The following is a 16,051-nucleotide window of genomic DNA, read 5'->3' on the forward strand; positions in this document are numbered from 1 at the left end:
CCTCAAAGCTTGGCGTGAACGAGCTGCTGCGTGTAGGCGTGCTGCGGATCCTGGAAGATCTGGTCGGCCAGGCCCTGTTCCACGACCTTGCCGCGCCGCATGACCATAACCCGGTCTGCCATCGTGCGGATGACACCGAGATCGTGCGAAACCAGAACCATCGTGATGGAACGCTCGCGCTGCAGCCGCTTCAGCGTGTCGAGAACCAGCGCCTGAACACTGACGTCGAGGCCGGTTGTCGGCTCGTCGAGCAACAGCACGGCAGGTTCCAGTGCGATCGCCTTGGCAAGCTGCACGCGCTGCTGCATGCCGCCGGAAAGCTCGTTCGGCCGGGCATCCATGCGCTCGATCGGAAATTCCGAGGCATCGAGCGACTGGCGCGCCCGTTCGCGCAGCTCGGCGAAATTGCGGTTGCCGGCAATCAGCAGGCGCTCGGCGACATTGCCGCTGCTGGTGTGGTTCATCAGCAGGCCGAGATGCGGATTCTGATAGACGATCCCGATATGATGCGCTCTCAGCATTCGCCGCTCGAAGCGGTCGAGCGTAAACAGATTGCGGGTCTCGTGCCCGGGAAGAGCAAGATTGTAGGTGCCTGTGTCGGGCGTATCCTCAAGGTTCATCATCCTGAGCAACGTCGACTTGCCGGAGCCGGATTCGCCGACAATGCCGAGAACTTCGCCAGGATAGACCGTCGCATCGACGCCGCCAAGGGCGGTGACATTGCCGTAGTTGCGCGCAATGCCGCGCATCGTCAGGATGGGCTCGGCCAACATCAGCCGCGGCGGCTCGCGGGTCAGCTCTGCCGATTGAGCGGTATCAAGCGCGGCCATTAGCCCATCCTTCCATTCTTGTACCAGGTCTCGCCGATCTCGACCGCTTCGGCTTCCGACTTGCGGATGTGCTTCACGCCGAAATGGCTGTCGGACAGTTCGTATTGCGAGGAACCGTCTTCCTGCGGAAGCTCGTTCATGAAGAAACCGGTGACATCGCTGCGGTAGCAGGTCTTGTCCTGGTGATCCTCGACGCGGTAGGGCACATCGTCGAAAACAAGCGGTTCGACGCGGGTATAGGGCGGCACGGCGAAGATGCGCTTCTCGCGGCCGGCGGACAGGATTGTCAGGTGGTCCGCCTGATTGAGCTTGGGCACGTCCCAGCGCGGGATCGGCGATGGCGTCATCACATGCCGGCCGTTGACCATGCTCGGATAGCTGGACCCTTGCATGATCCGTCCCGATTTGACGAGCTGTTCGTAGAGCACCAACCACAGCTGCCCATAATCGGCATCGCCATGCATTTCGCGGGCGACAGACATATCCGGCTGCACCGGGCGCAACGGTTCCGGATTCGGAACCTGCAGCACCAGGACCTGATCTTCGCGCAGCTTTTCCTCCGGAATGCGGTGGCGGGACTGAATGATGGTTGCGGCCATCGTGTCTTCCGTCTCGACGGCGCCGCCAACCCGCGCCACGAACTTGCGGATGCTGCTGGCATTGACGGAATCGTCGGATCCCTGGTCAATGACTTTGACGACGGATGTGGGCTTGAGCAGCGTCAGCGTGACCTGTAGCCCGCCTGTTCCCCAGCCGCGGGCGATCGGCACTTCGCGGCTCGCATAGGGCACCTGATAGCCGGGAATGGCGATCGCCTTCAAAATGCGGCGGCGCATTTCGCGCTTGGCGGATTCATCGAGAAAGCGTAGTTGAAGGCCATCCAGGGCTTGGTCAGTTCCTGAAGTTTCATAGCGCGACCTCCTCCTGTTGCGAGGCAAGCTTTTCGGTGGCGACCGGCTTTGCGGCGGCAGCGTCCTTGTCGGTCTTGACGCGGCGCAGCGCATCGAGGGTCGATTGGAACGTCACATAGTGCGGAAGCTTGAAGTGGATGCAGAAGCCGGAGCTTTCGACCGGCTCGGTGTGATAGAGAACGAATTCTTCGTTCGCGGCCGGATGCGGATTGGGTTGATTGGAGGCAAGATCGAGTGTTGCCGCCGCGATCACCTTCACCTCGTTCCAGCCGAAGGTCGCCGAAAAGCCCAATTGCAAATCCTTCGCCTTGGAGATCACCTCCGTCTGGCTGACACGAACGCGACCGGCGCTGAAGACGGTGCCGGAGGGGTGGCGCAGACGAACCGGCGCGTATGCCAGGCGCAGCTCATTGACGGTCGGATGCACGGCGCTATAGCCGCGCATAGTGGCATAGCCGAGCGCCAGCGTGCCGCCGGTGTCGGCACGCGCCAGGCTCTGCAGCTTATGGGCGCGTGCTGCCGGAAAAAGCAGCGGTTCGCGCGTCAGATCGGGGATTTCCTCAGGCGCGACCGTCTCGACCGGATGATCCGGAATAAGCCCCTGTGCCTTTTGCCAGCTGGTGAGTGAGGGGTGCGTCGCCGGCGCTGGTTTTGCAGCGGGGATCACTGGCTCCGGGACATAGTCATTGCCCTGCAACACGTCGACCTGAAGCAGGCGATGGGAGTAGTCCAGCGTCGGCCCCAATATCTGGCCACCCGGAATGTCCTTGAAGGCAGCCGAAATGCGTCGGACCGTCAGAAGATCCGGCTGGCTGACGGGTTCGGCAACGGCGATGCGTGGCTGCGTCGTGCGGTAAGCGCGCAGCAGAAGGATCGCCTCGTAGAGATCACCTCCGGCCTGGGCGAGCGCCAGAGCGGCGAGGTCGGGTTCATAAAGCGAGGCTTCACCCATCAACCGGTCGATGAGATAGGGAAGGCCGGTCCGAACGGCCTCGACGCGCTCGCGCGTGATCGGACCGAGATCGGTGCGGAAAAGCCGTTCCGCCTGTTCGATGGCGTATTCGCCGCCGCGGGTTGCCACATAGGCCATCAGAGCACCTCGATTTTCGTGGAGCGGGGAATGCCGAGCAGGCGTCTTCCATCGATGAGATAGAGATCCCAGCCGAGCGGATAGCGGATGGCCTTGGCACGCATCTGCCAAAAGGCAGGATCGATGCCTTCGACCGAGACTGTGACGTTGTCCTTGATGCCGGGGCCGGTAAGGCGCAGTTGTTGCCCGGAACCAAAGTGCGCGGGAGCAAACAGAGTCGCTGCGTCATCCGGATAAAGCAGGCTGCCGATGCGCAATCTCGACAGGGCTTCGACGTTTTCGGCGGAGCGGATGGCAGCAAAGACATAGTCGGCATCGGCAAGCGGCATCCGCCTTGCCCCGGTTGCGGCCATCTTTAGATCCAGGGACGGATCATTTGCCACATGGAAGCTGCATTCGCGGTCAAGCAGGCTTTCGGCGAGCGGCCAGAAGCCTTCGGCGGGTAGTTCCCGCGGCTGCCCGGGTCGGCTCAGCGCCCACATGAGTTCCTCAAAGGTGGCGTTGGTGCGCGTATCGTCGAGGGTCGGCTGGAGATTATGTGCCATGGTCAGAATGTCTCCATCTGCACGCGGGTTGCTTCGACTTTCTGAAGGAGCCGCCGGTCTTCTTCTTCCTGATGGCGCTGTTCGGTATTCAGGAGCTCAAGGACGAGATCGGCCTGGTGGCCGGCAGCGATTGCGGCATCTATGATCGCCATGCCCATAGCGTGCTCGAGGTCTCGACCGACGACTGCGCCATAGCCTTCCACTGCGCGATCCGGCACGCGGATATGTGCTTCGGACACCAGAACTTCGCCGAGATGGAAGGCCGTGCTGCGAACGGTATCGATCAGCGGCAGCATGGCAAGGCCGGTGCGGTTCGCGACGACATCGACTTCGCCGAGCGTGTCGAGCACCTTTTCGGCCGCGGCCTTTACGTTCGCCGGCCGACCTGCGGCGAGAATTTCCAGCGCCTGCGCATGCGTATAGGATGCGCTGACCGGATTGCCAGTCTTCTCCTCAGTCATCATCTTTTCCTCGGGCATCAGAATTTGTTCGGGAGCGGGGCTTTCAAATATTCGAATGATTACTATAGTCATTCGAATGAATTGTCCACGGCGTTTTGCCTTGCTCGAGGAGATTTTCGAAGTGCAGCGAATCCCTAGGCGCTGCGTCCGCGCAGCCATTCCGCCGTGATACTGCTTGCTTCCCGCGCAGCGATCGGCGGTGCCTGCCCCTGCAGCAAGGCAAACAGGAAAGAGCCGGCAAAGCGGTCACCGGCACCGATGGTATCGGTGGTATCGACCTTTGCAGCGGGCTTGATTTCTACCGCCTGCAAGCCGTCAAACAGGGTGATGGGGCGCGTGCCGTCGGTGAGCACCAGCATCTTCAGGCGTGAACCGGCGATCCTACCGGCCCGCTGCCAAGCGAGATTGAGATCATCCGGAACATCGTCGCGCGAAGAGATGACATAATCGGCCGGACGCGGCGTTGCTGGCCGCAACGGAAATTGCGACAGGACGAGCGGTTGGGCATCGATCTGCGCGACAAGGCTTTCGTCGAGCGCGAGGGCATTGATATAGACGCCTGTGCCCGACAGCTTGCCGGCGACTGTCAGTGGATGAGACCGCCCGGTCGGTGCGAGGATCGTCCGCTCTCCACTCGGCTCGAGGAAAATTTCCAGCGGCGCCGTCTCACCAGGCGCCATCATGATGTATTCGGTATGGAAGCCGGCCGTGGAAAGTGATCGCAGTGCGGTTTCTCCTTCTTCATCCTGCATTAATCGCGAGACGATGGCGACGTCGGCTCCCAATTCCAGCAGCTGCAGGCCGGTATAGAAAGCGCCGCCGCCGAGACGGGTCGTGCGGGACGAAAATTGCACGCGTCCGCCCGGAATCAGCGGTGCATCCAGCTGCCATATGCGATCGTGGTTTACCGATCCGATTACGATTATTCGGAGCATGTATCTGCCTATCTGACGTCGATGCCTGGTGCCAGCGCGTCTACGATGAAACGCTGCGCCAGCAGGAAGATCAAGAGAACGGGGACGATCGACAACAGGCTTGTTGCCATCAGCGGCCCCCAGGCCCGCTCTGCACCCTCCAAATCGGCGAAGGCTGCAATACCCGTCGTCAACGTCTTCTTGAAGGCATCATCCAGTACGAGCTGACCCCAGAGATAGATGTTCCAGGCCCCCATGAAGGAAATCACCGAAAGGGCTGCTATTGCGGGAATGACATTGGGGACGCCGATCTCGATGAATTGCCGCCACAACCCGCTTCCGTCCATGCGTGCCGCCTCGAATATCGAAGCGGGAAGCGATCGGAAAGCCTGGCGCATGTAGAAGACATAGAAGCCGATATAGGGGATCGAAGGGATGATCATCGCGCCGTAGGTATTGAAGGCCTGGAGTTTCACGATTGCGATATAAGTCGGAATGATCGCCAGCACGTTCGGGAAGGACATGGTGGCGATGACGAACCAGAACAGCGCCTGCTTCCCTTTGAATTCTAGTCGCCCGAAGGCAAAGCCGGCGGGCACGGAAAGAACGAGCTTTCCGATGGTGATCAGGGTTGCGGTCAGCATGGAATTCCAAAGCCACATCCAGATCGGATGCCGGCTTGCGGCGATGGTGAAATTCGAAAGCGTCGGATTTTCCGGCCAGAAGCGCACGGTTCTGGCCATGATCATGTCGTTTGGCGTGAAGGCCGCCGTCACCATCCAGACAAGCGGAAACACGGTAGCGATGCAGATTGCCATGAGCACGACATGGAGCAGCAATCTGTGAAGCTTGTGACCGATATCGCTCATCTGTAATGCACCCGCTTCTCGCTGACGCGGAACTGCAGCCAGGTAATAGCGAGCACGAGAACGATGATGACGACGGCAACAGCGCTTGCTGGCCCGAACTGGAAGAACAACAGGCCCTGCTGCCACAGGAAATAGAGAAGGCTCGAGCTTCTGCCGGCGGGGCCGCCATGGGTGAGTACATCGATGACGCCGACGATGTCGTCGAGCACATGGAAGAAAGTCGTGACACTGATGAAAAAGGCTGTCGGCGTCATCAGCGGCAAGCTGATATCGAAAAAATGCCGCGTGGAACCCGCACCGTCAAGCTCGGACGCCTCGCGCAATTGATGCGGCAGGTTTGCAAGCGCCGCCAGCCAGAGAAGCATATTGAGGCCGAAGGTCTTCCAGAAGGTGACGAGGCTGACGCAGAGCAGCGCAAGGTTGGGATCCGTGTGCCAGCGCGACGGCGGAAAGCCGAAATGGCCGAGCACCTCGTTGAAGAGGCCGTTGACCGGATTGAAAAGCCAGGACCAGGCAACGCCTGCAACCGAATAGGCGACGATCGTCGGGAGGAACAGGCTGCCGCGATAAAGCCCCTGCAGCGGATTCTTGCTTATCGCGTGCAGCATCACCGCGAAGATCAGAGGGATGACGATCTCGGCAGGGATGAGGACAACGCAGTAAAGCAGCGTGTTCCATGCCGCCATGCGGAAATCGGGATTGTCGAAGATGGACGCGTAGTTATCGACGCCGACAAAACGGATGTCGGCCGACAGCAGATTCCAGTCGACCACCGATAGCAACATCGACGCTATCAGCGGGCCGTAAAGGAATATCGCGACGGAAAGAACGGCTGGCCCCACGAACAAATAGGGAGCCAGCGATCGAAGACGAAATGGCATGATGCGCAGCCTATGCCGAAATCAGCCCGGCAAGCTCATCGTGAGCGCCCTTGATGCCATCGGTAACAGTCGTTTCCTTGAGCAGCATGCGCGAGACCCACTTACGCCACACGGCCTGACCTTCGAGGCCGCGCTTGCCGGGCCAGATCGTCTCTGCGGTCAGGCCATCGGAAAGCTGTGCCGCCGCTGGCTTCATGAACTCGTTGATCAGCGGAATATCGTGCTTGGAGGTGTTGAGGTAGCCGGTCTCGGACCAGAGCGCCTGGCCCTCCTTCGAGGCGCAGAATTCAAGGAAGGCAAGAGAGGCTTCCGCCTGTTCCTTGTTGTGGGTGTAGATGGCGAGGAAATTGCCGCCGCTGTTCATCTTGCGCTGATGTCCTGGGAGCCCGGGGAATTTGGTCGTGACAGCCTTTGCTGCGCCGAACGGAAAGGTGACGGCGGCGGTCGAGCTGGTCGTGCAGATTGCAAGCGCGCCGGACTGGAAGGCGGCGGTCTGCTCCTTGTCGCTGACGGGCAGCCAAAGACCTTCATGGGCCGGAGCGCAATATTCGCTCATGCCGGCGATGGCTTCCGGACTATTGAGGGCCAGCTTGCCATCGGGATCGATGATGAAGCCGCCGGCGTTCTGGATGAAGGACTGGCTCGTCCATTCGTTGTTGGAGAGCGAGATCGGCGAGCGATAGGTTGGGTGCTTGCCTTTCAGGGCCGCATCGAGCTTGCGGGCGCTCTCATAGAGCCACGTCGTATCCGGCGTTTCCGGCAGATTGGGATCGAGGCCGGCAGCCTTCCACATGTCGCTGTTGATATAGGTGATCGGCGTCGACATCGCCCAGGGAAGGCCGATGACTGCGCCGTCGATGGTGACCAGCGGCAGGACCGACGGGCGGAAATTGGCAAGGATTGCTTCTGCCTTTGCGGAATTGATCTCGCGAAGGTCGCGGGCGCCGAGGGTGCGTCTGGCGAAATAGCCGAACTTCCAGCCGGTGATCATCATGGCTGGCGGGCGGCCGGCGGCGACGCTTGCGACCGCTTTGGCGGTCACCGCCTCATAGTCGCCGTCGAAACGGTTGGTGACGGTTATGCCGAGCTGCTTGGCGTTGAAAGCGTCGACAACCTTCTGGAACGGCTTGTCAGGTCCCCAGGTGCTCGAAATCTCGATAGCGGCATCGGCGGACCGGGCCTTGCCCGTCATGGCAATTGATGTGCCGATAACCGCGGTCGCACCTGCGATAAATTGACGACGATTAAGTCCTACCATCTTATCCTCAATATCCGAATGATTAATAAAACATTCGGATATTTACTAACGATGGCGAGTGACACCTATATGAAGGAAAATATGGCTAAGCGCTAAAGTCCGATGGCGAAATTGACTTTGGCCGCCGTTTGTTGGATTTCCGATATCAGGCACAGATTGAAAATTGATGCTGTAGCCGATATATGACATTCGAATGACATGGTTGAAATCGGAAGGCAGGCATGGAGAAGAAATTGCTGCACGGGCAATGGCAACAGGTCGAAAGCGATATTGCGGAGGATATCCTGACCGGTCGCCTGTCACCGAAGGCGCAGCTTCCGACGGAATCCGACCTGATGGAACGTTTCGGCGTCGGACGACACACCATACGGCGCGCCATTTCCCGTCTTGAAAGCCGGGGGCTCGTGCTGGTCGAGCAGGGGCGCGGAACCTTTGTCAGGGATAGCCGCCTTGATTACCGCCTGTCCGAACGTACGCGCTTCTCCCAGAACCTGCTCGATCAGGGCAGGGAGCCGCTCGGCCAGGCCATCCATGAAGAAGTTGTTCCGGCCTCAGAACTGATCGCCGAAGCCTTGCGGCTTCCCCTTGGCGAGCCGGTCTACCATATCGTGAGGCGAGGCTTCGCTGACGAGGAGCCGATCAACTATTCGCATGCCTATTATCCCGTGCGCCGCTTTCCGGGTTTCGATGAGGCGCGGCGCAGTGGGCGCAGCGTCACCGTTATTCTGGCTGAGTACGGCATCCCGGACTATATCCGCCTGCGCACGGATATTGTCGTTCGTCTCCCGACAAGCGAGGAGGCGAAGCAGCTCTGCCAGTCCATGTCTCAGCCGGTGGCTGTGTCGAGAAAGGTGGACGTCGATCTCAAAGGCACGCCGATTTCCTATTCGGAATCGGTCTGGCCGGGTGAGCGCGTGCAGTTCTCTATCGACAACACTAGCCAGCTTCTGGACGTGCTTGCCCGCGGTGACACGGGCTGAACGGACTGGTTCCGCGCGATTAGGTCTCATCAGAGCCTGAATGACGCGTCTGCCGCGATATGCTAATATTGGGCCTTATCAGGCGCGCAGCGGGTGATGCGATGTTGGAGGCAGACAAGGTATTCGCTGGCTCGATTCCGGAAAACTACGACCGCCATATGGTGCCGTTGATTTTCGAGCCTTACGCGGCAGATATTGCCCAACGAGCAGCGTCATTGCGGCCTGGCACAGTGTTGGAAATCGCTGCAGGCACCGGCGTTGTCACCCGCGCATTGACGCCGAAACTATCCTCCGGCGCAAGCTATGTCGTCACCGACCTCAACCAGCCGATGCTCGATTACGCCGCTTCGCGGCAGTCTCCCGACCACCGCATCACATGGCGGCAGGCGGATGCCCAGTCGTTGCCCTTTGAAAATGCGTCCTTCGATCTCGTCTTTTGCCAGTTCGGCGCCATGTTTTTTCCGGACCGCATCGCAGCCTATCGCGAGGCAAAGCGCGTTCTGAAGCCCGGTGGATATTTCCTGTTCAACGTCTGGGATCGCATCGAAGAGAACATATTCGCGGATGACGTCACGAACGCGCTTGCCCGGATTTTTCCGGAGGATCCGCCGCGCTTTCTGGCGCGCACTCCGCATGGCTATTACGATGTGGATCGGATTCGCGGCGATCTCGAGAGCGCGGGTTTCTCCGAAATTGTGATTGAAACGAGAGCGGAGCAAAGCCGGGCATCCTCGCCGCGCCTTCCGGCCGTCGCTTATTGTCAGGGAACTCTGCTTCGCAACGAAATCGAGGCTAGAGAAGCGGGGAAGCTGCGGGCTGCAACCGACTATGCCGCTGCCGCGATCGAAGCGAGACACGGTAGCGGCGAAGTTGCTGCCAAAATTCAGGCGCATATCATCCTGGCGACGGCTCATCCCGCTGAACCTCTGAAAGATTAACTGAAGAATAACTATAATTTAAAGCGCGATTGCCGAATTATGCATGCGGCGACGAGTTGTTATATTGTCTTGGATACCAAATGGAGATCAAGGGCAATATTCGCTGAGCTTTCCGGTGGGGTTTTATAAGGAAATACCTGAGGTGCGAGATGCGGGCAGCAATGCCGGCAAATCCGCTCATATGCTCGTGAGCCTTCAGGTGCTGCGCGCTCTCGCAGCCTCCTCCGTGGTCCTCGCCCATGCCTTGCACGAAGCAGAGATCCTGGCAACAGCGACAGGAAGTGTAGCGGTCGATGGCTCCGCCTGGAATCTCGGTTTCGGCGTCGACATCTTCTTCGTTCTTTCCGGCTTCATCATGACCCACACCGCGGCATCCGAGTTCGGCAGGAGCGGCGCTCCGCTGCATTTCTTTCTGCGGCGTTGCGCCCGCGTCGTCCCCCTTTATTGGCTATTGACGAGTATCATGCTGCTTGGCGCGCTCGCGGCACCCTCGCTGCTCGTCGTTCCCGTCGGCTCCATATCCCATGTTCTCGCCTCTTATTTCTTCATCCCGTCCGGACGTGGCGTGGGGGAGATCAGGCCGGTGCTTGCGCTTGGCTGGACACTAAATTACGAGATGCTGTTCTATGTGCTCTTCGCACTGGCGCTCCTTTTGCCGATAAGGCTGGGGATCGTCTGGCTGTCGGCGCTCATGGTCGGCATGGCGCTCGTCGGAAATCTCGTCGACCCCAGCCATGTTCAGATAGCATTCTGGACAAGCCCGATCATTCTGGAGTTCCTGTTCGGCGTCTATGTTGCTCTGATTTTCCGCAGCGGCGTAAGGATCGGCAAGGGTATTGCATTCGGGCTCGTGGCTATAGGGCTTCTTGGCTTCGTTCATGTCTCCACACTTTGGAACGATGCAGCCTTGCCGCAATTCCTGCGAAGCGGTTTGCCTGCAGCTCTGCTTGTTCTTGCGGCGGCAATCGGTCCCGCTTTGCCTCACAGGAGGCCTGTCCTCTGGAGCGCTGCTTTGGGAGACGCCTCCTATAGTCTTTACCTCGCCCATCCTTTTATCCTGCGGCCCATGCGAGCCATTTGGGCGCAAATGATCGGCGGAGCTCTTCCGCCTGGGCTGTTCGCTGGCTTCTCGACGCTCGCTGCTGTCCTGCTTGCCCTGGCACTCTTCAGAGGTGTCGAGAAGCCGCTTACGCGCAGTGTGCAGGACGTCGTGCTCGGCTCGGCACGGCGCAAGCGGATATCGGCTGGGGCACTCCCCACGGCGGATACCGAGAGTGCCTGACGCTTTCAGGCGGTTTGCTTTTGGCGGAGATAATCGACGTGGTTCAATGCGGCTGAGGCGATTGTGTCGAGCTGGGTCGCAGCGCGGGTCAGCGTGTTCAAGGATTGGCGGGGTTAGTGGCTGCTCAGTCGGCCCATTCCGGATCGGTCGTAAAGGCGATCGTCAGCCAACGATCCGGACCTTCGTCGCCGATCGCTTCGCCGATTTCGTCGCGGATATGGTCCCATTCCTCCAGCTTCTTCGCCGGTCCATCCGGCGGAACGATGAAGTAGAGTTCGATCTGCTTGCCGCGGCCGACCCGCGCGACATAGGAGCGGTAGGATAAGAAATCGTAGCGTCGAACGATGTCGGTCGCGACGCGATCGACATGTTCCCGAAGACCCGCAGGCGTCACGAGAAGAATGTCGGCGAATGCCTGCTTGATCGTTCCGATCGGTATGGGAATGACGATGAGGCAGACCAGAGCCAGAGCGACCGGATCGACATAGGGTGATATCCATTGCAGGTTCGTTCCCTGAATGAAAAAGCCGAAGACGAAGGCAAGTAGCAGCGCGCCGCTCAGGCAGCCTGTCATGATCCAGGCCTTGGCATCCAGTGCGATAAAATTGGATCGGAGCGTCTTGTTTGCGCGGTTGCCATAGGCTGCCATCAGGAAGGCGATGATCATGGTCAGCACCGCATAGATGATGGCTTGATCGAAAGAGAGATGACGGCCGCCGGCCATGATGCTGCCGATGGCGTTGATCAGGGCATACACCGCGGCTCCCGTCAAAAGCACGCCATTGAGGCCAAGCACCATGGGCTCGAGGTGCCAGAAGCCCATGGTGAAATGCTTGGCGAATTTGCCGGCGGGCGTCGTGTTCGTCGCCGACGATATGATCAGATTGGAAACGATCAATGCCACGATCGTCATGCTCGCATCGGTAAGCGCGTAGACGCCGTCAAAGACGATCGCATATGAGCCGGAGAGGATACCGAAGACGATACCGGCGACGGCCAGAACGAACGTCACGATGATGGAAACGCGCAGAACGCTTTGTTCGGTCGTCACTTCTTAGTCCCCGGCTAAAGGCACGGCGTGCGCTTCGGATAATCTGGCATGCACGCCAGACTTCTATCGCGTCATATGTCCTAAGCCAATCGAGATGGTTCTGTCATGAAATACCTCTTCAAGCGTAAGCTGAGAGGCACTCAATCACCTCAGGATCGGCGTGGTCTCTCGTTCTCGCCCTGGCGTCTAAACTCGCTCGGCGTGACGCCCACGAGCTTCTTGAAGTCACGGGCAAAGTGGAATGGATCGGGGTAGCCGCATCTGGCGGCGATCTTGCCGATCTGCTCATCCGTTACCACCAGCAGCCGCTTGGCGGCGTTTACGCGCTCGTGCCGCAGCCAATCGATAGGCGTCGTTCCCGTTCTCTGACGGAAGCGGCGGAACAGTTGTGCTTGGCTGAGATTAGCGGCCGGTGCGAGTTCTGCCACCGTCCAGGTGCGTGCCAGATCGGCTCGAACCGCTTCCATGACCCGCTGTAGGCGCTGAACGGCGCCGCCAGCGTCGCCATTGTGGGCCCGCTCCGATACCAATGAAGAAATCAACTGGGCGAGCAAGGCGAAGCACTGGCTGTCGGCAAAGAAGCCTCTTCCTTCCACTTCGTCGAGGATTCCCTCGAACACGCCTTGTAGATTGTGCACAGCCTTCATGTCGAAAACCGGATTGGCGACCACATCTAGGCTGTCAAACAGGGCGTCGAGCCCGTATCCGACGAAGCCCACCCATAGATAGGACCAGTGCGCATGGCGTGGCTCGCACCGATGCGAATACAGCATCGAGGAATCCAGCCAGGCGATTGTCCCCTCATGCAGCAGGCTGGAGACTCCGTTGACCTGCAACAGGCCTTTTCCGCCGAGAGTAAGGATCAGGGTATGATGGTTGAAGCGGTGGGCGATCGGCATTTCCGCTGGCGTGCAGATCCGCCGTCCGGCCGCGAGAAGCGTGTAGGGAAAGACGCGGGACAACTTTCCCGGAGTCTGAAAGAAGACGTCGTCAAGGGGGAGGGTTGCTGGTGAAGTCGCTTTATCGGTCATGGCGACCTAACCCTATTGGGGAATGAGAGTTTTATCCATATGGCTGCGGTTGGCATCCATGTCTTTTCATTCCGCGCCGCTGTATTCTACGGTGATAAGCTAGAATGGACAAAGGTCCTGATCATGCCGACGGCAACCCCAGCATTCGATCCGCTCTCGCAAGCGTTCACTGACGATCCCTATGCCGCTTACCGTGAGCTGCGCGCCACTCCCGGTCCGGTCTATTACGAGCATTTCGACATATGGCTGTTGTCGCGCTATCAGGATGTGGCCATTGCCGCCGCCGACAAGACGCTCGTGCGCTCGCTCGAATTCTTTCTTTCCCCGGAGGAGATACAGGAACAGAAGGTTCGGCAGAATTGGCACGACATGCCGAACCATTCGCGTTTCGTGCAATTCAGCCTCCTGGATTCCGATGGCGAAACCCATGACCGGCTGCGCCGCAAAGTGTTCCGTGAATTTACCCCGGCACTCGTTGCGCGTCAGCGCGGCATGATACAGGATTTCGTCGACCGCCTGCTCGACCGTCTCCTGCAAGCGGGCACGATCGATTTTGTCGAAGATCTCGCCTCGCAGGTTCCGGGCCACATCATCGGCTCCGTGCTGGGCGTGCCGGAAGAATATGCCGGGCAGCTGCGCAAATGGTCGGAAGAGGTCGTGCAATATTTCGATGTCGATCGCAGCGCCGAGCGCAAGGCGATAGCCGAACGCGCGACGACGGAATTCTACGAACTCCTCAAGGAACTCATCGCCGAGCGCGTGCGCAATCCACGCGACGATCTTCTCTGTCGGTTAACCGAGGCGCATGTTGCAGGCGAGCTGACCGAAGACGAGCTCGTCTCCACCTGCATGCTGATCCTGATGGCCGGACATGGCTCGACCATCGATGTGCTGGGTAGCGGCATGCATGCTTTGATGCAATATCCCGATGCTCTGCACAAGCTGCGGGAAACCCAGGCCGTGATGCCGACTGCCATCCAAGAAATGTTCCGCTTCGAGTCCCCGCTGCCATTCTTCCATCGCTATCTGACGGAGGAAAAGACGATTGCGGGCACGCCACTGCCGAAGGGCACGAAGATCGGCCTGCTCTACGGCGCGGCCAATCGTGATCCGGAGCAATTTGACTCACCCGATGTGTTCAATGTCGAGCGCACACCCAACCGCCATCTGGCTTTCGGCGGCGGCGCGCATTTCTGTCTCGGCAATCATCTCGCGCGGCTGGACATGGAGATCATCTTCTCGACTCTCCTGCGCCGCACCCGCGCGATCGAATTGCTGGACGACAGTCCCGCCTATAAGCGCGGCCTCTCGGTGCGCGGTCCGAAACGTCTGGACGTTCGTCTCATTGCCGCGTGAGTGGATTTGCCGAAAATATGGAGAATGCAATGTGTGAAATCGTGTTCATCGATTCCGCTGGTCGCGAGACGCGCGTTAAGGCGCAGGAGGGCGAGACCTTGATGGCTGTGGCTGTCAGGAGCGGTATCGACGGCATCGTGGCGCAATGCGGCGGCGCCTTGGCCTGCGGCACCTGTCACTGCTATATCGAGCAGCCCCATTTCGATCGTTTGCCGTCGCCTTCCGAAGAGGAAGCAATGATGATCGAATTCGTCATGGAGCCGTTACCGAACAGCCGCTTGAGCTGTCAGATTCTTGCGAGCAGCGTCGTCGACGGCATGCGGGTGATCGTGCCCGATAGCCAGCAATAGGGATGAGCCTCAAGACGAGGCGACCGATGTAGCGACCTCGCCCAATCCTGACGGTATCCGGCCTAAACCGACTGTTCCGATGCCAGGAGATCGGCATAGTGGGCGCGGGCGACATCCGGGTGGGAGCGCAGCCGGCTCTTCAGCTGGTTCTGGCCGACCTCACGGAAGATCGGGTTCAGGGGATCGACAGAGATGCCGCGCTCCGATCGCTTCAGCTCTTCAGGCAACTCGATGACGGGGATCGTCGCATCCGGCCGCGAACCCAGGAAGAAGGCGACGGAGAAACGTTCGACGCCGGCAGGCGGTGCGATGACGTCATGCACGTCGGCGCGCACGAAGCCATTCGTCGCAAGCTCGAGCAATTCGCCGGTATTGATGACGAAGGTGCCCGGCACCGGCGGCGCGTCGATCCAGACGCCGTCTTCCGTGCGCACGCGCAGGCCGGGCGTGGTATCCTGGAGCAGCACGGTGACGAAGCCGCCGTCCTTGTGGGCACCGACGCCCTGATCCGTTTCGGCAACGTCGCGGCCGGGATAGCGGATGATCTTCAGAAGCTGCGAGGCCTGCGGCTCGTAAATATCGGCAAAGACATTCTCCGGCTGGCCGAGGGCCGCGGCGATCGCCTTCAGCACGTCGATGCCGATGCGCGTCACTTCGGCCTGATAGGCAAGCAGCAGAGGCTTGAGTTCCGGCAATGCCCCCGGCCATTGGTTCGGTCCCTGCAGGCGGCGCCAAGCGGGCGTATCCGGGCCGATCTCGAAGGGGGTGCTTTCGGTGTTGATGTCGAGCTGCTCGCGCCAATCCTGTTCGCCGCGGGTACGCTCCTGGCCGGCGCGATTGTAGCCGCGGAAATGCGGCGACTTGACCATCTCGATCTTGAGCTTTTCTTCCATGGGCAGCGCGAAGAAACGCTTGGCCGTGGCCAGCACGTCGGCAATCAGTCTGGGATCGACGCCGTGCCCCGCCAGATAGAAGAAGCCATGATCGTAAAGCACCGTGCGGAGCTCGGCGATAAAGGCCTGATGCTCTGCCGGCGAAGCATAAAGGCGCGACAGGTCAAGCGTTGGAAGCGATATGTCGGAGCCGGTCGGCGCGTTATGGGAGGTCAATGAGGTTTCCTCTTTCAAGCTCGTCTTTGTTCTCGGGCCATGATGCCATCGCCTGCCTGTTCTGTGCCGTGGTGACGCAAATCGCCCTTATGGGTTGAGGCAAGGCTAGAAGCCCTTCGACACTAAGGCAAAGAAGATAATCTCAAAGATCGCTGAGCTTTTGGAATGGTTTTTACAGTCGTCATTCTTGCGACT

At 59.6% G+C, this 16,051-nt stretch carries 17 protein-coding genes; 5 read left to right on the top strand and 12 right to left on the bottom strand.

Annotated elements, in window-relative coordinates; translation table 11 throughout:
- Positions 1–2: 2 nt before the first annotated feature.
- From PH562_RS13910 to PH562_RS13950, 9 genes are all read right to left on the bottom strand, one after another.
- Positions 3–830, bottom strand: a complete 828-nt coding sequence (locus PH562_RS13910; protein WP_285173689.1) for an ATP-binding cassette domain-containing protein — start codon at positions 828–830, stop codon at positions 3–5.
- A complete protein-coding gene (locus PH562_RS13915) occupies positions 830–1,666 on the bottom strand; it encodes an alpha-D-ribose 1-methylphosphonate 5-phosphate C-P-lyase PhnJ (RefSeq protein WP_285173690.1) in 837 nt (278 codons plus the stop codon). Before PH562_RS13915 ends, PH562_RS13910 begins: the two co-directional genes overlap by 1 nt.
- Before the next feature lie 70 nt (positions 1,667–1,736).
- A complete protein-coding gene (locus PH562_RS13920; protein WP_285173691.1) occupies positions 1,737–2,831 on the bottom strand; it encodes a carbon-phosphorus lyase complex subunit PhnI in 1,095 nt (364 codons plus the stop codon).
- Positions 2,831–3,376 carry a phosphonate C-P lyase system protein PhnH gene (gene phnH, locus PH562_RS13925; protein WP_285173692.1) on the bottom strand — a complete coding sequence of 182 codons (546 nt, stop codon included), beginning with the start codon at positions 3,374–3,376 and terminating at the stop codon, positions 2,831–2,833. The genes PH562_RS13920 and phnH overlap by 1 nt, the downstream gene beginning before the upstream one ends.
- Positions 3,377–3,378: 2 nt before the next feature.
- Positions 3,379–3,837, bottom strand: a complete 459-nt coding sequence (locus PH562_RS13930; protein ID WP_285173693.1) for a phosphonate C-P lyase system protein PhnG — start codon at positions 3,835–3,837, stop codon at positions 3,379–3,381.
- A gap of 134 nt (positions 3,838–3,971) precedes the next feature.
- On the bottom strand, positions 3,972–4,691 hold the full coding sequence (locus PH562_RS13935; RefSeq protein ID WP_285173694.1) for a PfkB family carbohydrate kinase: 720 nt from the start codon (positions 4,689–4,691) through the stop codon (positions 3,972–3,974).
- Between the two features lie 89 nt (positions 4,692–4,780).
- Complete coding sequence (locus PH562_RS13940) at positions 4,781–5,620, bottom strand: carbohydrate ABC transporter permease (RefSeq protein WP_285173695.1); 840 nt, start codon at positions 5,618–5,620, stop codon at positions 4,781–4,783.
- The gene (locus PH562_RS13945) at positions 5,617–6,501 is read right to left on the bottom strand and encodes a carbohydrate ABC transporter permease (protein ID WP_285173696.1); all 885 of its coding nucleotides are present in this window, start codon (positions 6,499–6,501) and stop codon (positions 5,617–5,619) included. The genes PH562_RS13940 and PH562_RS13945 overlap by 4 nt, the downstream gene beginning before the upstream one ends.
- A 10-nt stretch (positions 6,502–6,511) precedes the next feature.
- Complete coding sequence (locus PH562_RS13950) at positions 6,512–7,759, bottom strand: extracellular solute-binding protein (protein WP_285173697.1); 1,248 nt, start codon at positions 7,757–7,759, stop codon at positions 6,512–6,514.
- Between the two features lie 221 nt (positions 7,760–7,980).
- Here PH562_RS13950 and phnF point away from each other — a divergent pair, with 221 nt between their 5' ends.
- The 3 genes from phnF to PH562_RS13965 all read left to right on the top strand — a co-directional run bounded on the left by phnF (position 7,981) and on the right by PH562_RS13965 (position 10,959).
- Positions 7,981–8,739: a phosphonate metabolism transcriptional regulator PhnF gene (gene phnF / locus PH562_RS13955; RefSeq protein WP_112721829.1), complete on the top strand. Its 759-nt coding sequence runs from the start codon at positions 7,981–7,983 to the stop codon at positions 8,737–8,739.
- Between the two features lie 101 nt (positions 8,740–8,840).
- The gene (locus tag PH562_RS13960) at positions 8,841–9,677 is read left to right on the top strand and encodes a class I SAM-dependent methyltransferase (protein WP_285173698.1); all 837 of its coding nucleotides are present in this window, start codon (positions 8,841–8,843) and stop codon (positions 9,675–9,677) included.
- A 142-nt stretch (positions 9,678–9,819) separates the two neighbouring features.
- The gene (locus PH562_RS13965) at positions 9,820–10,959 is read left to right on the top strand and encodes an acyltransferase family protein (RefSeq protein ID WP_285173699.1); all 1,140 of its coding nucleotides are present in this window, start codon (positions 9,820–9,822) and stop codon (positions 10,957–10,959) included.
- Between the two features lie 124 nt (positions 10,960–11,083).
- On the opposite strand, the gene PH562_RS13970 is transcribed toward PH562_RS13965, so the two are convergent.
- Positions 11,084–12,010, bottom strand: coding sequence for a cation diffusion facilitator family transporter (locus PH562_RS13970; protein WP_285173700.1), 927 nt, complete (start codon positions 12,008–12,010; stop codon positions 11,084–11,086).
- Positions 12,011–12,159: 149 nt separating this feature from the next.
- Complete coding sequence (locus PH562_RS13975; RefSeq protein ID WP_285173701.1) at positions 12,160–13,041, bottom strand: AraC family transcriptional regulator; 882 nt, start codon at positions 13,039–13,041, stop codon at positions 12,160–12,162.
- Positions 13,042–13,164: 123 nt separating this feature from the next.
- Here PH562_RS13975 and PH562_RS13980 point away from each other — a divergent pair, with 123 nt between their 5' ends.
- The gene (locus PH562_RS13980; RefSeq protein ID WP_285173702.1) at positions 13,165–14,397 is read left to right on the top strand and encodes a cytochrome P450; all 1,233 of its coding nucleotides are present in this window, start codon (positions 13,165–13,167) and stop codon (positions 14,395–14,397) included.
- 29 nt (positions 14,398–14,426) lie between these two features.
- Positions 14,427–14,747 (top strand): 2Fe-2S iron-sulfur cluster-binding protein, encoded by a 321-nt coding sequence (locus tag PH562_RS13985; protein WP_285173703.1) that lies wholly within the window; start codon positions 14,427–14,429, stop codon positions 14,745–14,747.
- A gap of 62 nt (positions 14,748–14,809) precedes the next feature.
- On the opposite strand, the gene PH562_RS13990 is transcribed toward PH562_RS13985, so the two are convergent.
- A complete protein-coding gene (locus tag PH562_RS13990) occupies positions 14,810–15,856 on the bottom strand; it encodes an isopenicillin N synthase family dioxygenase (protein ID WP_285173704.1) in 1,047 nt (348 codons plus the stop codon).
- Positions 15,857–16,051 lie beyond the last annotated feature (195 nt).

The sequence above is a fragment of the Rhizobium centroccidentale genome, assembly GCF_030182565.1.
Taxonomy (GTDB): Bacteria; Pseudomonadota; Alphaproteobacteria; order Rhizobiales; family Rhizobiaceae; genus Rhizobium.

What these genes read in the sequence shown, in the direction of transcription:
- PH562_RS13910 (WP_285173689.1), bottom strand. Translation starts at nt 830, where the DNA reads ATGGCCGCGCTTGATACCGCTCAATCGGCAGAGCTGACCCGCGAGCCG.
- PH562_RS13915 (WP_285173690.1), bottom strand. Translation starts at nt 1,666, where the DNA reads ATGCGCCGCCGCATTTTGAAGGCGATCGCCATTCCCGGCTATCAGGTG.
- PH562_RS13920 (WP_285173691.1), bottom strand. Translation starts at nt 2,831, where the DNA reads ATGGCCTATGTGGCAACCCGCGGCGGCGAATACGCCATCGAACAGGCG.
- phnH (WP_285173692.1), bottom strand. Translation starts at nt 3,376, where the DNA reads ATGGCACATAATCTCCAGCCGACCCTCGACGATACGCGCACCAACGCC.
- PH562_RS13930 (WP_285173693.1), bottom strand. Translation starts at nt 3,837, where the DNA reads ATGACTGAGGAGAAGACTGGCAATCCGGTCAGCGCATCCTATACGCAT.
- PH562_RS13940 (WP_285173695.1), bottom strand. Translation starts at nt 5,620, where the DNA reads ATGAGCGATATCGGTCACAAGCTTCACAGATTGCTGCTCCATGTCGTG.
- PH562_RS13945 (WP_285173696.1), bottom strand. Translation starts at nt 6,501, where the DNA reads ATGCCATTTCGTCTTCGATCGCTGGCTCCCTATTTGTTCGTGGGGCCA.
- PH562_RS13950 (WP_285173697.1), bottom strand. Translation starts at nt 7,759, where the DNA reads ATGGTAGGACTTAATCGTCGTCAATTTATCGCAGGTGCGACCGCGGTT.
- phnF (WP_112721829.1), top strand. Translation starts at nt 7,981, where the DNA reads ATGGAGAAGAAATTGCTGCACGGGCAATGGCAACAGGTCGAAAGCGAT.
- PH562_RS13960 (WP_285173698.1), top strand. Translation starts at nt 8,841, where the DNA reads ATGTTGGAGGCAGACAAGGTATTCGCTGGCTCGATTCCGGAAAACTAC.
- PH562_RS13975 (WP_285173701.1), bottom strand. Translation starts at nt 13,041, where the DNA reads ATGACCGATAAAGCGACTTCACCAGCAACCCTCCCCCTTGACGACGTC.
- PH562_RS13980 (WP_285173702.1), top strand. Translation starts at nt 13,165, where the DNA reads ATGCCGACGGCAACCCCAGCATTCGATCCGCTCTCGCAAGCGTTCACT.
- PH562_RS13985 (WP_285173703.1), top strand. Translation starts at nt 14,427, where the DNA reads ATGTGTGAAATCGTGTTCATCGATTCCGCTGGTCGCGAGACGCGCGTT.